Source organism: Aquibium pacificum, assembly GCF_040839445.1.
Lineage (GTDB): Bacteria > Pseudomonadota > Alphaproteobacteria > Rhizobiales > Rhizobiaceae > Aquibium > Aquibium pacificus.
Genome location: NZ_JBDPGJ010000003.1, coordinates 110,623 through 134,844, shown reverse-complemented (window position 1 = coordinate 134,844; position 24,222 = coordinate 110,623). Strand labels below are relative to the sequence as shown.

The window sequence follows — 24,222 nt, the reverse complement described above, 5'->3', positions numbered from 1 at the left end:
GTCGAAGCGTGAGGATGCGAGATGCCTGAGCAGAGCAACGAGTTTTTCCGCGTCGAGCGTGACAGCGCCGTCGTGCACCTGATCATGGACCGCCCCGACCGCTCGAACGCCATGTCGCCCGACTTCTGGAGCGGCCTGCCGCGACACCTGGATGCCCTCGGAAGAGACGAGACCGTTCGTTGCGCCATCATATCGGGCGAAGGCCGCAATTTCACCGGTGGAATGGACCTTTCGGCCTTCGCCGATATCGCCAGGCTCTACGACAACGAACCGGGACGCGCCGCCTATGCCATGCGCGACGTGATCCTGAACCTGCAGGACGCGTTCAACGCCATCGAGCGCGCCCGCTTTCCGGTCATCGCGGCCATTCATGGCGCCTGCATCGGGGCCGGCGTCGACCTGATCACGGCCTGCGACATGCGGATCGCGTCTTCCGACGCCTTCTTCGCGATCGAGGAGATCCACATCGGCATGGCGGCCGACGTCGGCACGCTGCAGCGGCTGCCGAAGCTGATCGCACCGGCAGTCGCGGCCGAACTCGCCTATACCGGGCGGCGCTTCTCGGCGGACGAGGCGAAAGGCTTCGGCCTCGTGTCCGCCGTCCACGCGGACCGGGAGGCGACGGTCGCGGCGGCCTTCGATCTCGCGCGCTCCATTGCGGCGAAGTCACCACTGGCCATCGCCGGCATCAAACGGAACCTCGCCTACGCGCGCGATCATTCGGTCGCGGACGGCCTCGACTACATCGCCGCCTGGAACGCCGGCATGCTGCGGCCCGGCGACCTGATGGCGGCGGTGCAGGCGAAGATGGCGAAGCGGGACGCGGCGTTTCCGGACCTATTGCCGAAGGGGTGACGAAACGGCGCTTACGACGAGACGTTTCAACGCCGCGTGGAGGAGGATTGACACCGGCGGTATCGCGCGCCGACCTCTACTCCGCCGCCTGAACCACACCATTCGTCCGCGCCGGCTCGCCCGGCAATCCCGGCCTCCCCGCCTCCGCCGGATTTCTGCGCACATAGTCTGCCTTGATGCTTTCCGAGGTCTGGCGCGAGCCGTCGTGGCTCCATCCTGGGGGCAGGAAGAGGTAGCCGAGGCGCTGCTTCAGGGTCAGCCCCGGCGAGAATGCGTCCTTCAGCATCCCCCACCATTCGTGGAACGCGACCTTGACCGGATTGAAGGTGCCGAGGTTCTTGACGATGCCGTAGCGCGGCCGGTCCTCGTCCAGTTCGGGCACGAAGGTGCCGAACAGGCGGTCCCACACGATCAGCGTGCCGGCATAGTTGGCGTCGAGGTAGCGCGGGTTCGTGGCGTGGTGCACGCGGTGGTGCGACGGGGTGTTGAAGACCGCCTCGAACCAGCCGGGCAACCTGCCTACCGCCTCGGTGTGGATCCAGAACTGCCAGACGAGGTTGAAGCCGAAGACGAAGGCAATCACAGCCGGGTGGAAGCCCAAAAGCACGATCGGCGCCTGCAGGACGAACATGCCCGTGAAGGTGCCTGTCCAGGATTGCCTCAGCGCGGTCGAGAGATTGTAGTGTTGGCTCGAATGGTGGTTGACGTGCTCGGCCCAGACCCAGCGCACCCGGTGCGCGATGCGGTGGTACCAGTAGTAGCGCAGGTCATCGAGCGGGAATGCGACGACGAAGACCCACCAGTGCAGCCCGAGGTCGAAGAGGCGAAACTGCCAGACCCAGAGCAGCGCGGTGTAGGCGACGAAGCCGAGCAGGATGCCTGCGACCACGTTGCCGGTGCCCATCATCAGGCTGGTCAGCGTGTCGCGGGTTTCGAAATCGCCCTTGGCGCGGCCGGTGCGCACCAGCCACAGTTCGAGCAGGATCGCTCCGACGAAGAACGGGATCGCCAGTTCGGTGACCTTTGGAAAATCGTATCCGTCCATCAGGCGCTCCTTCTCGCTTCCTGGCTGTCCTTAGGAGCAAGCCGGCCGGCAAGCCGCCAGGTTTCGCCCTGATCGGCGAATTCGAACCGCCCCCCGCGCCAGGTGTAGTCGTTCAGCGTCAGGTGGAGCGCCGCCGAGCCGGCCGGTTCCACCCGCAGGATGTCCGCGGGCGTGACGATGCGCGTGAGGAAATGCCCGCCGAAGGCCTGCACGATCCCAGTGCGGTCGCCGGAGAGTTCCAGGAAAGCGGTCCCGCGGTCGCTTGAAAGCACCACCGCGCCCGTCTTCTCGCCGGGGAAATCCGTTGCGAATCTCTGCCGCGCGGCTTCCGCGTCGGGCAGGACGGCATTGCGCGTCCCGCCGGTGAGATGCACGGAGAGCACGATCGCGGCGATACCGACCACCACCATCACGACGAGTACGGGCAGGCTCATGCCTTGGTCTTCCTCCCGCCGCCAGCCTCTGCGGACCGGCGACACCCAGAATTATCATCCTTGACGTCGACCTCAAAGCCCGACGTCGTCACCAGCCGCGGGCCGCGCGACGCAGCATGATCCAGTGCTTGCGCGCGACCGGGACCGGCTTGCCGCCCTCCAGCGGCGCAACCGCGACGCGGTCGAGTTGCGCGCCGGCAAGCGCGGCCGGCAGATAGGCGGGCCGCAACGATGGAGGCATGCCTCCAGCGCCTGCTTCGAACTGCCCGAGATGCTCCCGCCCGAGCGCGATCATTGCCGCCACCGCCCGCTCGGCGCCCTCGCCTGCGCCGAGCAGCGCCTCGCGATCGGTGCCGGCGGCAGCGAGGATGTCGGCCGGCACGTAGCACTGGCCCCGGGCCCGGTGCAGCGGCAGAAGGCGCAGCATGCCGGCGATCGCCTGTGCGCAGCCTGCGTGGCCCGCCAACGAGGCATGAGCGACTGCGGCTTCCGGTTCGAGCAGAAGAGAGGCAAGCTGGATCAGCGCACCCGCGGTCTCACCGCAGTAGCCTTCGAGGCTCGTGCGATCGGGCATCGGATCGTTGTAGAGATCGAAGATGCGCGCTTCGAGCATGTTGTCGAAGGCGGCGCGCGGGAGCTCGTATTCGTCTATCGCGCGCCGCAGGCCGTCGGCGACGGGGTTGCCCGTGACCGTTTCGGTCGGAGCGGCGACCATGTCCCGCCACCATTGCAGCCGAATTTCCCCCGGCAGCGGCTCGCTTATGGCGTCGCGCACCCGCGAAACCTCGACGTTGAACGCATAGAGCGCGAGAAGGGCCGTCCGCTTGTCTTCGGGCGCGTAGAGCACCGACAGGTACCGGTCCGGGTCGCCCTTGCGGACGATCTCCGTCACGTGGCCGGCATCGGATTCCATGTCATTCGACAGCGACGAGCGCGGCCGCCACTGCCCTGTCCTCGGCCAGCAGCACGTTGTAGGTGCGCACCGCCGACCCCGTCGACATCGGATCCGACGAGAGGCCGGCGTCCCGCAGGGCCTGCCGCAGTGCTGCCGGCAGACGGCGGAGGTCGCGGCCCATGCCGACCAGCAGGACCTCGACCTCGGCGGCTTCCGCGATCACCCTGGCAAAATCCTCCTCGCCGAGGTTCTCCGGATCGGCAGGCTCCCAGCCATGGATGCCGGACGGCAGGCAGAGGATCGATCCGCGGTGCGACATGCCGGCGAAGCGAAACCCGCCATTGCCATAGGCGTCGATCGGGGCGCGGCCCGGAAAATGGGCATCGCGGATGATCATGCCGCCGGTCATCCCGTGGTCAGGCCTTCGAGGCCTGCGTCGGCATCGTTCCTGACGCCTTGTCGTCCGTCTCCTGCGAAAGCGCGCCGGGACGCAGCTTGAACAGGATCAGGAGCGGCGCCGCGATGAAGATCGACGAGTAGGTACCGAAGATCACGCCAAACAGCATCGCCGCCGTGAACGAGCGTATCACCTCGCCGCCGAACAGGAACAGCGCGAGCAGCGCCAGTATCGTCGTCAGCGACGTCATCGTCGTACGCGACAGCGTCTCGTTGATCGCGAGGTTCAGCAGTTGCGGCAGCGGCATCTTCTTGTATCGCCGCAGTTCCTCGCGCACGCGGTCGTAGACGACCACCGTATCGTTGAGCGAATAGCCGACGATGGTCAGGATCGCCGCGATCGAGGACTGGTTGAACTCGATCCCGCTGACCACGAAGAAGCCGATCGTGATGACGATGTCGTGCACGGTGGCGACGATGGCGCCCACGGCGAACTGCCACTCGAACCGGAACCAGACGTAGACGAGGATCAGGGCAAGCGCGACGAGCACGCCGATCGTGCCCTGCGTGGCCAGTTCGCTGGAAACGGTCGGGCCCACGGTCTCGACGCGGCGCATGTCGAAATCGTCGCCCAGTTCCGCCTGAACCTTGGCGACGGCGCTCTGCTGGGCGTTCTCGCCGCCATCCTGCGCCTGTACGCGGATCAGCACGTCGGTATCGGGTCCGAACTGCTGGACCTGCACCTCGCCCAGGTTGAGTTCGGAGAGCCTCCCGCGAATTTCGCCGACGTCGGCGGGTCCCTCGCGGGACTGCACCTCGATCAGTGAACCGCCCTTGAAATCGATGCCGTAGTTCATGCCGACCGTCATGAACAGCACGACCGCGCCAATCGAGAGGACCGAGGACAGGCCGAACATCCAGCGGCGCATGCCCATGAACGGGATCTTCGTTCCGGGCCTGATGAGCGTGACGAAGGAACGCGGCAGTTCCTTCGGCCTCGCACGGCGGACCCACGTGGCGACCATCCAGCGAGTAAAGGTGAAGGCGGTGAAGACCGTCGTCACGATGCCGATGGCCAGCGTCACGGCGAAACCCTTCACGGGGCCGCTACCGAGATAGAAAAGCACCACCGCCGCGATCAGCGTCGTCAGGTTGGCATCCACGATGGTGGCCAGGGCGCGGGAGAAGCCGGCGTCGATCGCCTGGATAAGCGACCGTCCGTTTCGCCGTTCCTCGCGGATGCGCTCGTAGATCAGGACGTTCGAATCGACCGCCATGCCCATGGTGAGCACGATGCCGGCGATGCCGGGCAGCGTCAGCGTGGCTCCCAGGACGGACAAGATCGCGACGATCATGCCGACGTTGGCGATGAGCGCGAGGTTGGCGATGAGGCCAAGGAAGCCGTAGGCGGCGAACATGAAGATGACAACGAGCACCGCGCCGATCATCCCTGCCAGCTTGCCGGCATCGATCGAATCCTGGCCGAGGCCGGGGCCGACGGTGCGTTCCTCGATGATGGTCAGGTTTGCCGGCAGCGCGCCCGCCCGCAGCAGTACGGCGAGATCGTTGGCACTCTGGACGTCGAAATTGCCAGAAATCTGACCGGTACCGCCCAGGATGGGTTCGCGGATCTGCGGCGCCGAGATCACCTGGTCGTCGAGGATGATGGCGAACAGGCGTCCGACGTTCTGCTGGGTCGCCTGGCCGAAGCGCGAGGCGCCCTTGGTGTCGAAGCGGAAGGAAACCACCGGCTCGTTGGTGCGCTGGTCGAACGAGGCCTGCGCGTCGACGAGGTTCTCGCCCGAAACGATGACGCGGTTCTCGATCAGGTAGGGTACCGGCGGATCGTCGGTGGAATACATCACGGTCGAGCCGGCGGGCGGGCGACCTTCGATCGCTTCCTGCACGGGCACGGTGCTGTCGACCATCTGGAAGGTCAGCTTCGCCGTCTGTCCGAGAATGTCCTTCAGGCGCTGCGGGTCCTGCAGCCCGGGAACCTGCACGAGGATGCGGTCGTCGCCCTGACGCTGGATCACCGGCTCGGTCGTGCCGAGTTCGTTGACGCGGCGGCCCACCACCTCGATCGACTGCGACAGCGCCGAATTCAGCCGGTAGGTGATGCCCTGGTCGGTGAGCGTGTAGCGCAGCAAGCCCGGCTCGGGCTCGGACAGTTCCAGTTCCGACACGGTACCGCCGGCAAAGAGGCCCGCCGAAATCGGATCGGTCAGGGACGAGAGCGCTTCCTTCGCCTTTTCGATGTCAGCCTGCTCGCGGACACGCACCTGCACCGTACGGCCAGTGCCCGACAACCCCGTATAGCCGATGCGCTCGTCGCGCAGCAGGCGCCGGATATCGTCGCGCGTGGTTTCCAGTCGCTCGTCGATGAGGTCCTGGCGCTCGATCTGCAAGAGGATGTGCGATCCGCCCTGGAGGTCGAGACCCAGTGTCATCTGGCGCTTGGGAAGCCAGTCCGGCAGGTTGGCGAGTGTCGATTGCGAAACGAGGTTGGGCGCGGAGAAGACGACGCCTAACAGCACCGCCAGCCAAATGAGGATGGTCTTCCAGCGCGAGAAATAGAGCATGTGCTGTCCTGTCAGGCGAAGGCGCTACGCGTCCGCCCGCATCTTGTTTATTTCTGGGCGTTCTGGTTGGCGACCGGTTCGCCCTTGACCCGTACGTCGGCGATGGTCGAGCGCAGGGCCGTGACCTTCATGCCGCCGCCGAGATCGATCTCGAGTTCATTGTCGTTGATCACCTTGGTGACCTTGCCGACCAGACCGCCGCCGGTGACCACGGAATCGCCCCGGCGCACGGCCGCCAGCATCTCCTGGCGCCGCTTCATCTGCTGGCGCTGGGGACGGATGATCAGAAAATACATGATGACGAAGATCAGCACGAACGGCAAAATGCTGATCAGCATATCCGGCGCCCCCGCTGCCGATTGCGCATATGCCGGTGTGACGAACATCAATATCTCCTGCGGAACGAGCCGGGGCGCAACGCACCCCGGCGAAAGGTGCGCGGAATATAGTCGCTCGGACCGCCAATGCAACCGACATGCTGGCGCTTTTGCGGCTGGCCTCTCCGTGCTAGAGGCGCCGTTCCCCGAGGCCTTGGATACCAGACCGCGCAATGGCGAACGAGACGATGGAAAACCTGGGTGAAAAGCTCGACCGCCTGATCCGGGCCGTGGAGAGGCTTGCCCCACCCCCTCCCCGGCCGGCGGACTTTTCGGCTGCCGAGTGTTTCGTGTGGCATGCCGAGACCGCCACGCTGGAGCCGATTGCGAAGGTCAACCGCGTCGACATCTCGCTCATCAAGGGCGTCGACCGCGTCCGCGACATCCTCGTCGACAACACGGAGCGCTTCGCGGCCGGCCTGCCTGCAAACAACGTGCTCCTTTGGGGCGCACGGGGGATGGGCAAGTCGTCGCTGGTCAAGGCCGCGCACGCGGCGGTCAACGCCGAGGGCGGGAACACGCTGAAGCTGGTCGAAATCCACCGCGAGGACATCGATACGCTGCCGGCGCTGCTCGGCATGCTCAAGGCGGCGCCGCACGCCTTCGTCCTGTTCTGCGACGACCTCTCCTTCGATCACGACGACACCTCCTACAAGTCGCTGAAGGCGGCGCTCGAAGGCGGCGTCGAGGGGCGGCCGGGCAACGTGATCTTCTACGCCACGTCCAATCGCCGGCACCTGCTGCCGCGCGACATGATCGAGAACGAGCGTTCGACAGCGATCAATCCCGGAGAAGCGGTCGAGGAGAAGGTGTCCTTATCGGATCGCTTTGGCTTGTGGCTGGGCTTCCACAAGTGCTCCCAGGACGACTACCTGGAGATGGTGACGGGATACGTGCGCCACTTCGGCCTGGAGGCGGAGCCGGAGACCGTGCGCGCCGAAGCGCTCGAATGGGCGACCACGCGCGGCGCCCGTTCGGGACGCGTCGCGTGGCAGTTCGTCCAGGATCTTGCCGGTCGACTGGGACAGAGGCTGGAAAGCTAGCGGCTTTCGCGCTCGAATCTCCCGGCTATTCCAGGAATTCGGTCGGGTTCACCGGCGTGGAATCCTTACGGACCTCGAAGTGGAGTTTTGGACGATCGGCCGAGCCGCTCATGCCAGAGATCGCGATCTCCTGGCCCCGGCGGACGGTGTCGCCGCGGGAGACCTTCAGTTCGCTGGTATGTCCGTAGACGGTGACGAGGCCGTCCTCGTGGCGCACCAGCACGGTGTTGCCGAATTCCTTCAGCCCGTCGCCGGCGTAGATCACGACGCCGTTCTCAGCCGCCTTCACGGGGGTCCCTTCCGGCACGGCGATGTCGATGCCATCATTGACCTTGCCGCCGGCGGCGCGGCCGTACCCCTCGATGATGCGGCCGCGCGCCGGCCAGCGCATGCGCCCGATGCCCGTCGCGTCCGGCGCGATCGCGGCGGTCTCGGTGGTGACCTTCCTGATCGCGTTCTCGGACGGCTGGGGAGGCGTATAGGCGGTGACCGGACTTGCGGTCGCCTCCTTGGCGGCGTTCTTCGTCGCGCTGGTGACGACCGGATCGACCTTTGCAGGTGTCGCCGTGGCGACGCGCGTGCTGCCTCCTGCCGGGATGGTCAGCTTCTGGCCGATCTGCAGATGGCCGTCGGAGAGACCGTTCGCCGCCTTCAGGTCGGTTGCGCTCACACCGGTCTTCTTGGCGATCGCATAGAGCGAATCGCCCGCCACGACGGTATAGACGTTTCCGGCGCTCGACGTCGAACCGGTGTTCGACGCCGTCTGACGATCGCCCGCCTGCTGTTCCTTTGGCTTCGGCGTCTGCGGAAGCACCGCAGCTTGGACCGGAGCCGGCTTCGGCAGCGGCGTCTTGTCGGCGGGCACGTCGAAACGGGTGCCGCTGGAGGATTTTGCCTCGGCCACCTTCGGGTTGGCATCCGGCGCCGAAACGCCAGCCTTGCGCGAATAGGCATAGGTCGGGATCACGACCTTCTGACCGGCGGCCAGCTGGTCGCCCGACGCCATGCCGTTCGCCTTCAGGATTTCCGCACTCGGGACTCCGAAGCGCTTGGAGAGATTGTGGACCGTCTCGCCCGGGCGCACGGTGACCTCGGTGCCGCCGGCGCTCGACCAGCCCTTCTCGCCGGTGGCGGGAGCAGCCCGCGGCGCAGGCGCGGCGGCGACCGGTTGCGCCGTGGTGGTGTTCGTGACGGTCCGGTCGACCGGAGAGGGTTCGGCGCTGGCGCTGCGCACCGGGGCGGACCCGGCGGGCGGCAGGGAACCGCGCTCGACGTTGCCGGTGGTGACCGGCTCCACCGCGCTGCGCGACATGGAGACCGGCGCCGCGGCAGCGACCGACTGGGCCTCGCCCGGATAGGGCTGATCCACCTGATCGCGGATGATGGCGCGCTGGTTGGACGTCGATCCGGTGAATATGTCGTCGGTGAAGATGCCTTCGCTGAAGCGCGTGACGCCGGAACTGCATCCCGCGAGGAAGGTGGTGGCAGCCAGAATTGCTGCAAACCGGGAATATTGGCGCCCGCTCGTCCCCGAAACCCTTAGCCGCATCGCTTTACTCGCGTAACCCGTTACAGAATCTAGCAGGATTAAAGCGCGTTAATGTTACTGGCCGGTTAAAGCCGAATAAAAGAGCAGTATCTCAACGTCGGGGAGATCAGATTTTCGCGGCGATCCCGGACACGATGGGCTGCAGCCGCACCTTGCCGATGTCCTCGCGATCGAAGCGGCTTCCGACCTTCGAGAGTCGGGCAAGCGCCTGCACGTCGTCGCCGGGTCCGATCGGGGCAATCATTACCCCGCCCGAGGTCAACTGGTCGACGAAGGTGCGCGGCAGGCTTTCGAACGCGACCCAGGCGATGATGCGGTCGAACGGGCCTTCGCCGGGCAGGCCCTTCGTCGCATCCGCCTGCCTGACGATGACGTTGCCGATTCCCAGCGCGTCGAGGCGCTGCCGCGCCTGGTCGACAAGGGTCCTGTAGCGGTCGACGCTGACGATTCGGGAGGCGAGGCGCGACATCAGGGCGGCGGTGAAGCCGGAGCCCGTGCCGATCTCGAGCACCTTGTGATGCGGCTCGAGCGCCAGGGTGTGGATGATCTGCGCCTGGAGATCGAGACCTTCCAGCGCCTCGCCGCAGGCGATCGGGATCATCCGGTCCGACCACGCTGCCTCATGCCACTGCCCGGAAACGAAGTTGCGCCGCGGGACGGACTCAACGGCCGAGATGAATTCCTTGCGCGTGATGCCCCTGCCGCGCATGCGAAGCAGGAAGGCCGCGAAGCCTTCCCGATCCTCCACCGCCACGCTCATGCGATCGCCTGCTCCATCGGCGCGATCAGGTCCTGCGCCGTGAGGTCGAGCTGCATGGGCGTCACCGAGACGTAGTTGTCGCGCAATGCGGCGAGATCGGTACCCTCGCGTACCTCGACCGGTTCCCGGCCGAAGCGCAGCCAGTAGTAGGGGAAGTTGCGGCCGTCCTTGCGCTCGTCGATCCACAGACCATGCACGCGCTTGCCTTGCGTGGTGACGCGGTTGCCGGCGACGTCCTCCGGCTCGCAGTTCGGGAAATTGACGTTGACGAAGCTTCCCAGCGGCATGTCCGTCTCGATGAGCTTCCTCAGGAGCGGCGGCGCCAGCGTCTCGGCGACGTGCCACGGGACGATGCGGCCGTCCCCGGTGACATTGTAGGCCTGGCTCAGCGCCAGCGAGCGGATGCCGAGCAGAGCCCCCTCCATCGCGCCCGCGACCGTGCCCGAATAGGTGACGTCGTCGGCGACGTTCGATCCGGAGTTGACGCCGGACAGCACGAGATCGGGGAGTCCGCCAATGATCTTGCGCACGCCCATGATGACGCAGTCCGTCGGCGTGCCGCGCAGCGCGTAGTGCCGGTCGTCCATCTTGCGCATCCGCAGCGGCTCCGACAGCGACAGGGAGTGCGCGAAACCGGACTGGTCGGTCTCGGGCGCGACGACCCAGACGTCGTCCGACAGGGTGCGCGCGATCCGTTCGAGAACCGCCAGGCCCTCGGCGTGGATGCCGTCGTCGTTGGTCAGGAGAATGCGCATCACCGGGCTCCGATCCTGTCGAGCCCACCCATATAGGGGCGCAAAACTTCAGGAATCGTGACCGAGCCGTCCTCGTTCTGGTAGTTCTCCATGACCGCGATGAGCGCCCGGCCGACGGCCACGCCGGAGCCGTTGAGCGTATGGACGAAGCGCGGCAGCACCCTGCCCTGGCCTTCCTCGGGGATTGGCCGGTAGCGCGCGTCCATGCGCCGCGCCTGGAAATCGCCGCAGACCGAGCAGGACGAGATCTCGCGGTAGGCATTCTGCCCAGGCAGCCAGACCTCGATGTCGTAGGTCTTGCGCGCGCCGAAACCCATGTCGCCGGTGCACAGCACCACGGTGCGGAACGGCAGGCCGAGCCGCTTCAGGACCTCCTCCGCGCAGGCGGTCATGCGCTCGTGCTCGTCGATCGAGGAGTTCTCGTCGGTGATCGAGACCAGTTCGACCTTGTAGAACTGGTGCTGGCGCAGCATGCCGCGCGTGTCCTTGCCGGCCGAACCGGCCTCGGAGCGGAAGCAGGGGGTCAGCGCGGTGTAGCGCAGGGGGAGGTTTTTGGCTTCGAGGATTTCCTTGGCGACGAGGTTCGTGAGGGGGACTTCGGCGGTGGGGATGAGCCAAAGGCGTTTTGCCGCTTCTGCAAGAGGCCCTTGGTCAATCCCAGAAATGTAGGAGAACCACCTATTATTAACTGGATTCCCTTCCACTCCATTTATGTATTGTTCAATATATTTCCTATAAGTATCTCTTTCCGAGAGATTTGTGTTTGGTAGTTCTTTTTCTAAATATTTCTGAATGTCAGAAAAATGAAAACTATCTATAACATTATTAATTAATTCCATCGTTAGTGTTTTGGATAAGTTCTCGATTCGGTCAACTTCTCGCCTTTCAGTGCTAAAAAACAAATCAGTCCCGAACTTCGGCAGTTGCCCTGTCCCGAACATCGCATCGTCGCGTACGAGCAGCGGTGGCTGCACCTCCATGTAGTCGTGTTCTGTCGTATGCAAGTCGAGCATGAACTGACCGAGCGCCCGCTCTAGCCGCGCTAGTTGCCCCTTCAAAACCGTGAAGCGCGAGCCCGAAAGCTTCGCCGCGCGTTCAGAATCCATGAGGCCCATGGCCTCGCCGATCTGCCAGTGTTCCTTCGCCGAGTTGATGCGGCGCGGTTCGCCGACGCGGCGCACCTCGACATTGTCGTGCTCGTCGCGGCCGACAGGCACGTCGTCGAGCGGCACGTTGGGGAGGACGGCGAGTGCATCGTCCAACACCTTGTCGAGTTCGCGCTCGCGCGCTTCGCCGTTCTGGACGAAGGCCTTGATCTCGCCGACCTCGCCCTTCAGCCGCTCGGCCAACGCCATGTCGCCGGAGCGCATGGCGTTGCCGATCTCCTTCGAAGCCTGATTGCGGCGCTCCTGCTTCTGCTGGAGTTCGGTGACGTGGTCGCGCCGCGCCTCGTCCTTCGAAATCAGGTCGTCGACCGTGGACCGCGACTTCTCCGCCGACCAGCCGCGCTTTTCCAGCGCTGTGGCGAGGGCCTGCGGGTTTTCGCGTATCCATCTGATGTCGAGCATGGCGTGAGACTTTTCCCTTGCTTTAGGGGCGTCCGGCCGCCCCTTCCACCCCCTCGCCCCGGCAGCGTTGCATTAATGCGATGCCGAAGCGATGCGAGGCGGTGAGGGCGTAAACCGCAATCCGGGAGTTCGCAAGGGCGCAACGCGGATCGCGGGGTGGCTTCACGGGGCGCTTCGGCTTTGTGCGTGGTTCGACAAGCTCACCATGAGGGGCTTTTGGTGGCTCCGCGGGCTCAACCGTGGTGCGTGGTTCGACAGGCTCACCATGAGGGAATCTGTGGCTCACCGCTCTCCTGCATCGTGCATGGTTCGACAAGCTCACCATGTAGGACGTTGGTGGCTCCGCGGGCTCGACAATGGTGTGTGATCGACACGCTCTCCGAGAGGAGATCTAGTTGCTATCCGCAATGATGTTCCCAAGTAGGTCGCTTGTCTCGCAAAGCCAATATCGTTCGGAACGCAACCACCGATGTCCCTCATGGTAAGCTTGTCGAACCACGCACCATGAGGCCGCAGACACGTATACGATTGCACCCGAAGCCGAGACACGCATAGGATGTCCCGACATACTGGAACAATCGCCATGGAAGTCACCGTCTACATCCTGCGATGCGCCGACGGCTCCTATTACACCGGCCTGACCAAGCAGGAGATCGAAGCAAGGGTGTGGGAGCACAACGAGGGTGTCTATGACGGCTACACGCGGCAGCGCCGGCCGGTGGAGCTGGTGTTCACCGAAACCTACGACCGCATCATCGACGCCATCGAGCGGGAACGCCAGATCAAGGGCTGGAGCCGCGCCAAGAAGGAAGCGCTGATCGCGCTGGACTACGAGAGGCTGCCGGAGCTTTCTCGGAACCGGCAGGGCACGGCTTATGTGAAGGTGTGGCCGCCGGTGGGTTCGACGGAATCGTGAGGGCTACGTGGGAGGCTCGTCGGGGATGGTGCGTGGTTCGACAAGCTCACCATGAGGGGCTTTTGTGGCCCTCATCATGATGATCATTTGAGGCGCTGCCCAATAGCTACTCTTGAAGAGTTCGCTCAGCCAAAAATGCCTCTCGTGTTCGGAATGCAGCCCCGATGTCCCTCATGGTGAGCTTGTCGAACCACGCACCATAAGGAAGCTCCGATCAGGAAGTCCCGGCGGCCTCTTCGGCTTCGCGCTTTTCCTTCGCCGCCGTTTCCCTGCTGCGATTTTTCTCCACGCGGCGGGCGAGCCAGATGGAGACCTCGTAGAGAATGATCGTGGGGATGGCGAGGCCGAGCTGGCTGACAGGGTCGGGCGGGGTCAGCACGGCCGCGACGATGAAGGCGATGACGATGGCGTATTTGCGCTTGTCGGCCAGGCCCGCCGCCGTGAGCAGCCCGACTCGCGCCATCAGCGTGGTGACGACGGGAAGCTGGAAGACGAGGCCGAAGGAGAAGATCAGCGTCATGATCAGCCCGAGATACTCCGATACGCGCGGCAGGAGCGAAATCTGGATCTCGTTGTCCGGCCCGATCTGCTGCATGGACAGGAAGAACCACATCACCATCGGGGTAAAGAAGAAATAGACCAGCGCTCCGCCGATCAGGAACAGGATCGGCGAGGCGATCAGAAAAGGCAGGAAGGCGCCGCGCTCGTTCTTGTACAGCCCCGGCGCGACGAACTTGTAGATCTGCGCCGCGATCAGCGGGAAGGCGAGCACGAGACCGCCGAACATGCCGAGCTTGATCTGCGTGAAGAAGAATTCCTGCGGGGCGGTGTAGATGAGATCGACCTTCGTCGGATCGAGACCCGCCCAGCCGGTCGCCCACTGGAACGGGATGACCAGGAGGATGAAGAGCTGCTTGGCGAAGAAGAAGCAGACCAGAAAGGCGACGAAGAAGCCGCCGATCGCCCACATGAGGCGCGAGCGCAGCTCGATCAGATGCTCGATCAGCGGCGCGGAGGATTTGTCGATGTCGTCGTCGTGGACGTTCACGAAGAGGCCCCGGTGGTTTTCCTGCCCGCCGGCTTCCTAGGCGGCGCGGCATCGCCGGAGGCTGTCTTGGCGCGGGCCTTGGCGGCCGGAGGAGACTTGGCGGCCTGAGACTTGGAGGCCGACGCCTTCGTGGGGGGAGCCTTCGCGGTCGACGCCTTCGCGGCGGCCTGTTTTGCGGTCGCCGGCTTGGCCGCGGGTTTGGCGGTGCTGGCCGGCGCGGTCGCGGAAGGAGCGGACGTCGCAGCCGATTCCTGCGGGGCGACCTTGCCGATTGCCTCGTCACCCGGTCCGGCGGTTGCACCGGACTTGGCGGGTTCTTCCGCCCTGGCAGGCGCGTCAGGCGCGGGGATGTCGGCCGGTTTCGGCTTCATCAGGCCGTCGAGACCGGCGCGCACGTCGGAGGCGGCCTTCTCCATCGGATTGAGCGCCTTGCGGATGTCGGCGGCGGGGTTCAGCTTGCGGGCGCTGTCGATCGTCGACTTCACATCTTCGAGATCGGCCTCCTTCAAGGCCTCGTCGAACTGCTTGCGGAAATCGCCGGCCATCTTGCGCAGCTGCGACGACGTCTTGCCGAACTGGCGCAGCATGCGCGGCAAATCCTTCGGCCCGACGACCACGATCAGGACGACCGCGATCACGAGCATCTCCGGCCAACCGATATCGAACATGGCTCAAATTCCGGCGAGGCAGTTCTGCGGGACCAAGGCCCGGATCAGGACTTGCTGGCCTTTTCCTTCGGCGTGGGGACGGTTTCGTCGTTGCGGTGCTCGACGGTGCGAGCCTTCTCCGCCTCGTCCTCTTCCGACATACCCTTCTTGAAGCTCTTGATACCCTTGGCCATGTCGCCCATCAGTTCGGGGATCTTGCCGCGCCCGAAGAGAAGCAGCACGACCACGAGCACTATGAGCCAGTGCCAGATCGAGAAGGAACCCATGACAATCCTCTTTCGAAAGAAACTCGTACCCTGACTTAAGCGTTCTCGGCCCGTCTTTCAAACACAAGCACATCAGACTTTCTGACCGAGAGCCAGATATCGCGCGCGGCCGGGGACAATGCGCCACACCTGATCCGTCCCCGCACCGGCATTTCGGCTCCCGCGACCGCCGCTTCGAGGATTTCCTCGTCGCCAAGGAAGCGCCGGGATATCACCCTGGCCTCGGTCGCGCCATCCCTTTCGTGCTCGTGCGCCTCGATCGCTGTCGGACGCACCGCGACGGTGACGTCCTCCGCTTCAGCGAAACCCGGAGCCTCGAACCGGCCGAGCGGCGTATCGACGCTGCCGTCTTCGCAGCGCCCGTCGAAGACGTTCAACTCGGAAAAGAAACCCGCCACGAACAGATTGGCGGGACGCTGGTAGAGTTCCTCCGCAGGGCCGACCTGGACGAGTTCCCCGTCGCGCAGGAGCGCGATGCGGTCTCCCATGCGCATGGCTTCCTCCGCGTCGTGCGTGACGATGATGGCGGTGGCGCGGCTCTGGCGCAGGATCGCCAGGGTCTCGGCGCGCACGCTGTCCTTTAGGCGCGAATCGAGGCCCGAGAAGGGCTCGTCGAGGAGAAGCACGGCCGGACGCGGCGCGAGTGCCCGCGCCAGCGCCACGCGTTGCTGCTCGCCCCCCGACAGGATGTGCGGAAACGACCGCGCGTGGTGCTCGAGCCCGACGCGCGACAAGGCGGTCATCGCTTCCCGTTTCGCCTCGGACGAGGACAGGGCCGTCAGGCCGAAGCGGACGTTGTCGAGGATCGTGTAGTGCGGAAAGAGCGCGAAATCCTGGAAAACGAGGCCGATCGAGCGCTTTTCCGGCGGCACGAAGACGGCGGGTCCGGCGATCTCGCGGTCGTTGAGGAGCACCCTGCCCCGGGTTTGCGTCTCTATGCCGGCGGCGATCCTCAGGAGCGTCGTCTTGCCCGATCCGGACGGCCCGAGCAGGCACAGCACCTCGCCGGGTTCGGCCGTCACGCTGACCCCGCGCAGCGTTTCGGCGCCGGGGCCGAAGGTGTGCCAGATGTCGTCGAACGCAAGCCGCGCGGCGAAGCTGACCCCGGCCGGGGAGCGGCTGCCGCGCCCGCTCTCGGACCGCGATCTCGTCGTTTGCGTCATGATGCCTTCGTCGGAGCGAAACGCGGCGGAATCTTGCCCGCGCAACGAAGGATTTCGTCAATCATCCCCGCCGCGGGGTGTCAACAGGCCGAGTTCCTCCAGATCGATGTCCGTCAGCGGATCCTCTTCCTCGGTCAGTTCGTCCGGATCGGCCGGCGGCAGGGGAACGGAGAAGTTGGACGGCATGCGCGCCGAAAGCAGGCCCGCGCCCTTGAGTTCGTCAATGCCCGGCAGGTCGCGCAGTTCCGCCAACCCGAAATGATCGAGGAAGGCGGTGGTCGTGCCGTAGGTCACCGGACGGCCGGGCGTGCGGCGGCGGCCGCGCATCCTGACCCATGTGCTTTCCATCAGCGTGTCGAGCGTGCCCTTCGACGTCTCGACCCCGCGGATCTCCTCGATCTCGGCACGGGTGACCGGCTGGTGATAGGCGATGATCGCAAGCACCTCGAGCGCGGCGCGCGAAAGCTTCTTCTGCTGCGGCGCGTCGCGGCTCATCAGGAAACCGAGGTCGCCGGCCGTCCGAAATGCCCAGGCGTCCGCGACACGGACCAGGTTGACGCCACGACGTTCGTACTGACGCTGCATCTCGGCCATCACGGCGGGCACGTCGATGCCTTCGGGCAGGCGCGCGGCAAGCGCCTTCTCGCTCACCGGTTCCGCCGAGGCGAAGACGATGGCCTCCGCCATGCGGATCGCCTCGGCCATGTGAAGGCGTTCGGCCGGATTGTCGTTCTCCGCCACCGGATCGAAGTCGTCGTCAAATCCTTGGTCGAGGTCGTCGGCAAAAGGCGCCGCCGTACGCTTTGGCTCAGGCATGGCTCACCTCGCTGACAGGCGTCTTGGAACGCGACCGCAAATAGATCGGCGCGAAAGCTTCGTGCTGGCGGATTTCCAGCGCGCCCTCGCGGACGAGTTCCAGCGAGGCCGCGAAGGAACTCGCGATCGCGGTCGCCCGTTCCTCGGGACGGGCGAGATACTCGACGAGAAAGCGATCGAGCGCGGTCCAGTCCTTCATTCGGCCGACGAGACGCGTCAAAAGTTCGCGCGCGTCCTGCAAGGACCAGACGGTTCGCCTGGCGATGCGGACATTGGTCACCGCCTGGCGCTGGCGCTGGATCGCATAGGCGGTGAGAAGATCGTAGAGGGAAGCCGAATAGCGGGTCTGCTTCTCGAGCACGACGACCTCGGGCATGCCGCGCGCCATGACGTCGCGGCCGAGCCTGTTGCGATTGACGAGGCGGGAGGCGGCGTCGCGCATGGCCTCGAGACGCTTCAGCCGGAACTGCAGCACGGCAGCGAGTTCCTCTCCGCTCTCACCTTCGTCGCCGGGCTGCTTCGGTATCAGGAGCTTCGACTTCAAGTAGGCGAGCCAGGCCGCCATCACCAGATAATCGGCAGCGATCTCCAGCCGCAGCTTGCGGGCGGTATCGACGAAGACCAAGTACTGCTCGGCCAGCGCCAGGATTGAGATCCGCGCGAGATCGACTTTCTGGTTGCGGGCAAGATGCAGCAGCAAGTCGAGCGGCCCCTCGAAACCGGCGACGTCGATGACCAGCGCCGCGGACGGTTCACGTGTGTCCTCGTCCGGAGCCCAGAGGCGCTCCAGGGGCGTGGGCGTGCCCTTCGATCCCTTGCCGGCCTCAGCCAATCCGCTTCTTCCTCATGCAACCGCCTCGAACAGGGCGGCAAATTCCTCGCGCAGCGCCTGTTCCTCGGCGCCGTCGTCCCGCCCGAGCAAGGACAACGCCCGCCCGGCACGTTCGAGCGCCGCTCCGGCAAGCACCGTCGCCTCGCCCGCCACCGCGCGCATCTCGTCCATCGCGCCGTTGCAGTGAAGGACGACATCGCAGCCCGCGGCAAGGATAGCGCGCGTCTTCTGGCGGAAATCCCCAGAAAGCGCCTTCATGGAGACGTCGTCGCTCATGAGCAGGCCGTCGAAGCCGATCTCGCCGCGGATGATCTCGGAGATCACCTTCGGCGAGGTCGTGGCCGGATTATCAGGATCGAGCGCGGTGTAGACCACATGTGCGGTCATCGCCATCGGCAGGTCCGACAGCGCCTGGAAGGGCGCGAAATCGCGGGCGCGCAGTTCCTCCAGGCCGGCATCCACCACGGGCAACGCCAGATGGCTGTCTGAAAAGGCGCGGCCATGGCCGGGAATGTGCTTCATCACCGGCAGGACCCCGCCGGCCATCAAGCCATCGGCGGCGGCACGTCCCATCCGAGCCACCACCGCCGGATCGCTCGAGTAGGCACGGTCGCCGATGACGTCATGGGCGCCTTCTACCGGTACGTCGAGCACCGGCAGGCAGTCGGCATTGATGCCGAACCGCATCAGATCGAACGCATGCAGGCGCGACATTAGCCAGGCCGCGCGCACTCCCGCCTTCGCGTCGCGCCGATGAAGATTGCCGAGCGCGGCGGCTGTCGGATAGGCCGGAGCGAGCGGCGCACGGATGCGCTGGACGCGACCGCCCTCCTGGTCAATGAACACCGGCGCGTCGTCGCGCCCGACCGTCGCGCGGAGTTCGACTACCAGGTCGCGGATCTCGCCGGCTTCGCCGATGTTGCGCGCGAAGAGGATGAAGCCCCACGGCTTCTCGCCGCGGAAGAAGCCGCGCTCCTCATCCGTCAGCCTCTTGCCGGCGCAGCCCAGGATGATCGCCTTTGATTCGCTCATGGCCGGAGTCTAGACGAATCGCTGCGACGCCGCACCTGTCAGTGCCTGTCTTCGGCGCGGCCGGTCCCGCTCCGACCGTTGCGCCTGAAACGAAAATGGGCCGCCCGTCGGCAGCCCATTCCGTTTCGCGCGAGCGATATGTTTACTTGGCGATAAAGCAGCTTCCGCCGGCCGCCTTGAAGCGCTCGCAAAGCTCCACCGCCTCGGCCTTCGATTGTGCCGGGATGCGGACGCGCCAGAACGTGCCCTTGCCGGCGATGTCGGCCTTGACGATGTTGACGCCGCGACCGCCAAGGATCGAGCCGTAGCGCTGCGCAAGGTCGACGTAGCTCTTCTGGGCTCCCTCGGGCGAGGGCTGCGAGGCGATCTGCATGGACCATCCGCCCGCCGGCGCGGCAGGAATGGCGGGGGGTTGCGCGGTTGCCGGAGCAGCCGCCGCGACCTGGGTCCCGCGCTGCGCATTTCCACCGGCGCTGCCGACAATCTCGACGGGCTGGTCGGATGGGCGGGCGGGCGCCACGGGTCCGCGATCGGGGGTGGAACCTCCGGCCGGCTTGAAGGATTTCGATTCCACGACCCGGACGGGGGCGGTTTCCGGCGTGCCCGCGGCGGGCGTCGGCTCGGCAGCCACATCGTTTGAAGCGGTTTCCGGCGCAGCGGCAGCGGCGGGCGCTGCAACCTCCTGCGAAGCCGGCTTCTCGATCACGCCCGCCGGCGGCGGTTGCGTTGCCTCCGGTTCGGCGGCCGGCGCGGCAGCCTGGTTGTCGCTGGTGCTTTCGAACGTCGCCGCCGGCACTGCTGCGGGTTCCGACAGGCTCGCCTGCCGGACCGGTTCCTGCGGCTCCGCTGCCACCGGTTCCTCGCGCGGAACAAGCGTTCCGTCCGGACGCACGATCAGCGTGCGCACCTTGCGCGGCGCGACGCTCGCGATCTCGTCGGCGGGCGACGCGGTGTCGTCGACGATCTCCTGCTCGACCCTGTCTTCGGCCTTGGCGCGGGCCACGGGTTCACCTTCCTCGACGAGCGGCGATTCGACACCCGGCAACGACGTATCGGCTTCGACGGCCGCCGCCTTCGGAGCGATGTCGATCGGTTCCTCGCTTGCCGAGAGCAGCTTCTCCTGCGCCGGGGCGGCATTCTCGCCTCCCGAGGCGACACGATCGTAAACCGCCTTGTCCTCGTTGGGGATGATGGTGCCGCCGGGCTTTTCCGGCCGTACCTTGACGGGTGTCGGATCGACCTGAACCAGGACCGGCGCGGCGTCGTCCCCGCCGCTCCCGAACGACAGCATGAAGGCGCCGATACCGCCGGCCACCGCCAAGCCCGCGACGACGGCCGCTATAGCCAGGCCGCGGCGGCGCCTGGGCGCCGGTTCCGCGGCTTCTGCCGGCCCATCGGCATAAAAGGCGGACGGGAAGTTACCGGGGTCATGGGGCGCCTCGCCGTAGACGTCGTCCGCCCAGACCTGACCGGTCTCGGGTTCGGCGATCGCATAGCCGTCCGTCTCCTGCGCCTCGTCCCAGAAGCCTTCGAGATCATCGATGGGATATTCCGCTTCCACGGCCGTACGGGCGTGCATGCGGTCGTTTTGCGATGCTGCCGGCGCGGCCGAAAAATCGGCGGGCGCGGCGGCCGCGAATGCCTTGCGCGGCTCATAGGACGCCGGTTCGATGCGGCGGCCGCTCGAGAGATCCTCGAACGCGCTGGCGAACTCCAGATCGAGTTCGTCCTGCTCGCCCGGTCGAGACGGCTCATCCTCGAAGACGAGATCGGGGATGTCGAACTCGTGGGCGACATCCACCTGCGTGACCGGAACCTCCACCGTATCGATGTCGGGTTCGCCGAAATCGCCCCATATGGGCTGACGCGCGGCATGGCCAAGGGCGGCGGGTTCGGTCGGTCCCGGTTGCGGTGCCGGATTTGCACGAAGCGCGATCTGCTCGGCTTCGGCCGCCAGCTCCGTTTCCAGCATGTGGCCGAGGTCGAAATCGTCATCCTGGAACGTATCGTCGCCGACGGCGACTTCCTGCTCGTCCGCCTCGACCCGCTGTTCCGGCTCCATGCTTTCGAATGGTTCCACGGCCGGTGCCGCGGGGGCCGTCTCCACGGGCGCCGCAACCGGCATCCGGGGAGCGGCGACGCGACCGATGCTGAACCGGCTGGGCGCAACGGGAGAATGCCGGACCGATGCCTCCGCTTCCGCGGCCGGTTGCTCCGGCGCAGGGATAATGTTCGCCTCGAGTTCGGGGGCTTCCGCCTCGGGCATGGGGGCCGCCGCGACGTAGCGCGGCCCCTCCCGGGACGTGGCCCAGGTACGGCGAACGTCGGGAGCCGATGCCGCCGGCGGCTCGGACTTCACGACGTCGACGGGAGTTTGCTGGTCCGCGGCGGGCGCCGGACGACCCATCGCCATCAGGTCGGCGAACGGATCGGCGGAGGGATCGAAAGCGGGCCGTGGCGAGGCTGCCACCGGAGCGGGGGCGAGGTCCGGCTCGGGTTCGGACCGCGGTGCGGGTGCCATGGCCACGGCTTCGGCTTCGAGTTCGGCTTCGGATTCTTCCGGACGCACGACGTCGTGCGCGACAAATGTTTCAGCTTCGACCGGAACCTCGTCGACATACGAAACCGGGGCGTCTTGCGGTTCGACAGTCAGATCCTCGTCGGCCAAGGCAAGGTCGTCGATTTCGTCGAGTGTGGAGAGATCGTCGCCAGCGACCGCCTTTTCAGGCTCCGGCCGCGGGTCCTCATGTTGGGCCCGACGGCGGGCGAACCAGTCCTTCGAGAAGGCTTCCAGGCGGTCGAGCGGATCGTCCCGGTCCTGCGGCTCCACGACATCCGCCGGCACGGCCTCCGGCTGCCCGGACGTGACCTCCCCCGCCGCGTCCATGGAAAGAAGAGCCTCCAGCTCGTCCTCGAGCGACTGGTCGCCGGAGGAAGACCCGGTTTCGTGGCTGTTCGCCGGATGATCGACGACACGTAACGCCGGCCTGGCCGGCTGCGAGGTCATGATGGCCTCTCCGCGCGGCCGGACCTCGACGCTCGAATGTTCCGCCCTGGTCACCGCCGGATGATGGGGAGTGACCTCGGCGACGACGTGATCTTCGTCGATGAACATGTCCTCGTCGGGCCGAGTCGCCGGCGCATCCTTCATCGCGGCAGGTTCGGCATCGCCGAAGTCGCCGAGAAGTTCGCGTTCCAGATCGATGCCAAAATCATCCATGGCGCCGTCCTCCGACGACTGGGAGGAAAGCCCCATGATCCGGGTCAGTTCCGCGAGAGGATCGCTCTCCCGGAAGTCGACCAGGGGTTTGGCTTTGAGTTGCTTCAGGTCTGCCATGCCTTTTCCCGCACTCACACTCTATCGGAACGCCGAGGCGTTGCGAACTTTTTCGCCGGTACCAGCGTAATGTGGGCAAATGGTGTCAGGCAGTTCCGGCCTTCAGCGCATCTCCTCGGGCGCATCCGTGCCCAACAAAGTCAGGCCCGACCTAAGAACATCCAGAACCGCCTGCACCAGCCCAAGTCTGGCTCTGGTCAATACTGGATCGTTAACCTTAAGAAAGCGTAAGTCCGAATTGTCGGTGCCGCGATTCCACAAGGCATGGAAGGCGCTGGCCACGTCGTAGAGGTAAAATGCGATCCGGTGCGGCTCGTGGGCGAGCGCGGCACCCTCGATCAGGCGGGGGTATTCGGCAAGCTTCTTGACCATCGCGATCTCTGCTTCATCGGAGAGATTCGACGCCGCCGCACCAAGTGTCTCGCGGTCGAACGTCTCGCCGCCCAGCTGTTCGGCCGCCTGGCGGAAGACCGAGTGGCAGCGGGCCGTCGCGTACTGGACGTAGAAGACCGGATTGTCCTTCGACTGCTCCGTGACTTTAGCGAAATCGAAGTCGAGGGGCGCGTCGTTCTTGCGGTAGAGCATCATGAATCGGATCGGGTCCCGCCCGACCTCGTCGACCACATCGCGCAGTGTCACGAACTCGCCCGACCGCTTCGACATGCGCACCGGCTCGCCGTTGCGGTAGAGCTTCACGAGCTGGCAGAGCAGGACCGCGACCTTGAGATCGCCGCCCGAGAGAGCCTTCGCAAGCGCCTCGAGACGCTTCACATAGCCGCCGTGGTCGGCGCCCAGGACGAAGATCAGCTCCTCGAAGCCTCGTTCGTACTTGTCCTTCATGTATGCCACGTCGGCGGCGAAATAGGTGAAGGTGCCGTCCGACTTGACGAGCGGCCGGTCGATGTCGTCGCCGACCTCGGTGGAACGGAAGAGCGTCTGCTCGCGGTCTTCCCAGTCTTCCGGCTTCTGGCCCTTGGGTGGGGGAAGCTTGCCCTTGTAGACATGGCCGCTGAGCGTGAGGTCGGTGATCGCGGAGCGGATCTTGCCGCCATTGCCCGCGTGGAGGCTGCGCTCGGAGAAGAAGACGTCGTGCCGGACGTTGAGCGCGGCGAGGTCGGCGCGGATCATCTCCATCATGGCATCGATGGTGGCGTCCCGGATGATGGCCAGGGCCTTCTCCTCGGACATTCCGAGCAGCCCGGAGCCGTACTCGTCCAGCAGGGCTTTGGCGACCGGCTTGAGATACTCGCCCGGATAGAGGCCAGCCGGGATCTCGCCGATGTTCTCGCCGAGGGCTTCGCGATAGCGCAGCATCACCGACCGGCCGAGCACGTCGATCTGCGAGCCGGCGTCGTTGATGTAGTATTCCTTGGTCACCTCGTAGCCCGCGAAGGCCAGTAGGTTGGCGAGCGTGTCGCCCACCACGGCGCCGCGGCAATGGCCGACATGCATTGGACCGGTGGGGTTGGCCGAGACGTATTCCACGTTGACCTTGCGCCCCTGCCCGATGGTCGAGCGTCCGTAGGCGTGGCCCGCGGACAGGATCTCCCGGAGCCGCGCCTGCCAGAAAGCGTCGTCCAGCGACAGGTTTATGAAGCCCGGACCAGCGATCTCGACGCGCGCGACCTCGGGTTCCTGCTGCAGCCGTTCAGCGATCTTCTGCGCCAGCGCGCGCGGGTTCTCCCCCACCGCCTTGGACAGGACCATGGCCGCGTTGGTGGCGAGATCGCCGTGCGCGGCGTCGCGCGGCGGCTCGACGGTGATGCGCGAGAGATTGAGGTCGGAGCCGTCGACGGTCTTAAGGCCGATCGACAGGATGGCTGCGCTGATCCGATCGTGGAAATCGGCGAAAATGTTCATTGTTCGCCTTCTGGCTTGGAAGAGT

At 65.7% G+C, this 24,222-nt stretch carries 22 protein-coding genes; 3 read left to right on the top strand and 19 right to left on the bottom strand.

Going from position 1 to position 24,222, the window contains the following annotated elements:
* Positions 1 to 21: 21 nt before the first annotated feature.
* Positions 22 to 855: a crotonase/enoyl-CoA hydratase family protein gene (locus ABGN05_RS13105; protein WP_367954498.1), complete on the top strand. Its 834-nt coding sequence runs from the start codon at positions 22 to 24 to the stop codon at positions 853 to 855.
* Between the two features lie 76 nt (positions 856 to 931).
* Here the strand turns inward: ABGN05_RS13105 and ABGN05_RS13100 are convergent, their stop codons facing one another.
* From ABGN05_RS13100 to yajC, 6 genes are all read right to left on the bottom strand, one after another.
* Positions 932 to 1,900, bottom strand: coding sequence for a sterol desaturase family protein (locus ABGN05_RS13100; protein ID WP_367954497.1), 969 nt, complete (start codon positions 1,898 to 1,900; stop codon positions 932 to 934).
* The gene (locus ABGN05_RS13095; RefSeq protein WP_367954496.1) at positions 1,900 to 2,334 is read right to left on the bottom strand and encodes a hypothetical protein; all 435 of its coding nucleotides are present in this window, start codon (positions 2,332 to 2,334) and stop codon (positions 1,900 to 1,902) included. The genes ABGN05_RS13100 and ABGN05_RS13095 overlap by 1 nt, the downstream gene beginning before the upstream one ends.
* Before the next feature lie 88 nt (positions 2,335 to 2,422).
* Entirely contained in the window at positions 2,423 to 3,247 is an 825-nt protein-coding gene (locus tag ABGN05_RS13090; protein WP_367954495.1) for a phytoene/squalene synthase family protein, read from the bottom strand.
* A 1-nt stretch (position 3,248) separates the two neighbouring features.
* Positions 3,249 to 3,638: an Mth938-like domain-containing protein gene (locus ABGN05_RS13085; RefSeq protein ID WP_367954494.1), complete on the bottom strand. Its 390-nt coding sequence runs from the start codon at positions 3,636 to 3,638 to the stop codon at positions 3,249 to 3,251.
* Between the two features lie 7 nt (positions 3,639 to 3,645).
* Positions 3,646 to 6,207 (bottom strand): protein translocase subunit SecDF, encoded by a 2,562-nt coding sequence (secDF, locus tag ABGN05_RS13080; protein WP_367954493.1) that lies wholly within the window; start codon positions 6,205 to 6,207, stop codon positions 3,646 to 3,648.
* Between the two features lie 47 nt (positions 6,208 to 6,254).
* On the bottom strand, positions 6,255 to 6,593 hold the full coding sequence (gene yajC, locus ABGN05_RS13075) for a preprotein translocase subunit YajC (protein ID WP_367954492.1): 339 nt from the start codon (positions 6,591 to 6,593) through the stop codon (positions 6,255 to 6,257).
* A gap of 164 nt (positions 6,594 to 6,757) precedes the next feature.
* On the opposite strand from yajC, the gene ABGN05_RS13070 reads away from it, so the two are divergent.
* Positions 6,758 to 7,627, top strand: coding sequence for an ATP-binding protein (locus tag ABGN05_RS13070; protein WP_367954491.1), 870 nt, complete (start codon positions 6,758 to 6,760; stop codon positions 7,625 to 7,627).
* A gap of 25 nt (positions 7,628 to 7,652) precedes the next feature.
* On the opposite strand, the gene ABGN05_RS13065 is transcribed toward ABGN05_RS13070, so the two are convergent.
* From ABGN05_RS13065 to serS, 4 genes are all read right to left on the bottom strand, one after another.
* The gene (locus ABGN05_RS13065; RefSeq protein ID WP_367954490.1) at positions 7,653 to 9,176 is read right to left on the bottom strand and encodes a peptidoglycan DD-metalloendopeptidase family protein; all 1,524 of its coding nucleotides are present in this window, start codon (positions 9,174 to 9,176) and stop codon (positions 7,653 to 7,655) included.
* A gap of 106 nt (positions 9,177 to 9,282) precedes the next feature.
* On the bottom strand, positions 9,283 to 9,936 hold the full coding sequence (locus tag ABGN05_RS13060) for a protein-L-isoaspartate(D-aspartate) O-methyltransferase (protein ID WP_367954489.1): 654 nt from the start codon (positions 9,934 to 9,936) through the stop codon (positions 9,283 to 9,285).
* Positions 9,933 to 10,691, bottom strand: a complete 759-nt coding sequence (gene surE / locus ABGN05_RS13055) for a 5'/3'-nucleotidase SurE (RefSeq protein ID WP_367954488.1) — start codon at positions 10,689 to 10,691, stop codon at positions 9,933 to 9,935. The genes ABGN05_RS13060 and surE overlap by 4 nt, the downstream gene beginning before the upstream one ends.
* Entirely contained in the window at positions 10,691 to 12,259 is a 1,569-nt protein-coding gene (serS, locus tag ABGN05_RS13050) for a serine--tRNA ligase (protein ID WP_367954487.1), read from the bottom strand. Before serS ends, surE begins: the two co-directional genes overlap by 1 nt.
* A gap of 583 nt (positions 12,260 to 12,842) precedes the next feature.
* On the opposite strand from serS, the gene ABGN05_RS13045 reads away from it, so the two are divergent.
* A complete protein-coding gene (locus tag ABGN05_RS13045; RefSeq protein ID WP_367954486.1) occupies positions 12,843 to 13,175 on the top strand; it encodes a GIY-YIG nuclease family protein in 333 nt (110 codons plus the stop codon).
* Between the two features lie 214 nt (positions 13,176 to 13,389).
* On the opposite strand, the gene tatC is transcribed toward ABGN05_RS13045, so the two are convergent.
* The 9 genes from tatC to argS all read right to left on the bottom strand — a co-directional run bounded on the left by tatC (position 13,390) and on the right by argS (position 24,197).
* Positions 13,390 to 14,223 (bottom strand): twin-arginine translocase subunit TatC, encoded by an 834-nt coding sequence (tatC, locus tag ABGN05_RS13040; RefSeq protein ID WP_367954485.1) that lies wholly within the window; start codon positions 14,221 to 14,223, stop codon positions 13,390 to 13,392.
* Positions 14,220 to 14,891, bottom strand: coding sequence for a Sec-independent protein translocase protein TatB (tatB, locus tag ABGN05_RS13035; protein ID WP_367954484.1), 672 nt, complete (start codon positions 14,889 to 14,891; stop codon positions 14,220 to 14,222). The genes tatC and tatB overlap by 4 nt, the downstream gene beginning before the upstream one ends.
* Before the next feature lie 44 nt (positions 14,892 to 14,935).
* Positions 14,936 to 15,157, bottom strand: a complete 222-nt coding sequence (locus ABGN05_RS13030) for a twin-arginine translocase TatA/TatE family subunit (protein ID WP_367954483.1) — start codon at positions 15,155 to 15,157, stop codon at positions 14,936 to 14,938.
* 35 nt (positions 15,158 to 15,192) lie between these two features.
* Positions 15,193 to 16,320 carry an ABC transporter ATP-binding protein gene (locus ABGN05_RS13025; protein ID WP_367954482.1) on the bottom strand — a complete coding sequence of 376 codons (1,128 nt, stop codon included), beginning with the start codon at positions 16,318 to 16,320 and terminating at the stop codon, positions 15,193 to 15,195.
* A gap of 57 nt (positions 16,321 to 16,377) precedes the next feature.
* The gene (scpB, locus tag ABGN05_RS13020) at positions 16,378 to 17,136 is read right to left on the bottom strand and encodes an SMC-Scp complex subunit ScpB (RefSeq protein WP_367954481.1); all 759 of its coding nucleotides are present in this window, start codon (positions 17,134 to 17,136) and stop codon (positions 16,378 to 16,380) included.
* Complete coding sequence (locus ABGN05_RS13015; protein ID WP_367955126.1) at positions 17,129 to 17,926, bottom strand: segregation and condensation protein A; 798 nt, start codon at positions 17,924 to 17,926, stop codon at positions 17,129 to 17,131. The genes scpB and ABGN05_RS13015 overlap by 8 nt, the downstream gene beginning before the upstream one ends.
* 54 nt (positions 17,927 to 17,980) lie before the next feature.
* Positions 17,981 to 19,000, bottom strand: a complete 1,020-nt coding sequence (gene nagZ / locus ABGN05_RS13010) for a beta-N-acetylhexosaminidase (RefSeq protein ID WP_367954480.1) — start codon at positions 18,998 to 19,000, stop codon at positions 17,981 to 17,983.
* 142 nt (positions 19,001 to 19,142) lie between these two features.
* Positions 19,143 to 22,337: an SPOR domain-containing protein gene (locus tag ABGN05_RS13005; RefSeq protein ID WP_367954479.1), complete on the bottom strand. Its 3,195-nt coding sequence runs from the start codon at positions 22,335 to 22,337 to the stop codon at positions 19,143 to 19,145.
* Between the two features lie 102 nt (positions 22,338 to 22,439).
* Positions 22,440 to 24,197 carry an arginine--tRNA ligase gene (gene argS, locus ABGN05_RS13000; RefSeq protein ID WP_367954478.1) on the bottom strand — a complete coding sequence of 586 codons (1,758 nt, stop codon included), beginning with the start codon at positions 24,195 to 24,197 and terminating at the stop codon, positions 22,440 to 22,442.
* Between the last annotated feature and the right edge of the window lie 25 nt (positions 24,198 to 24,222).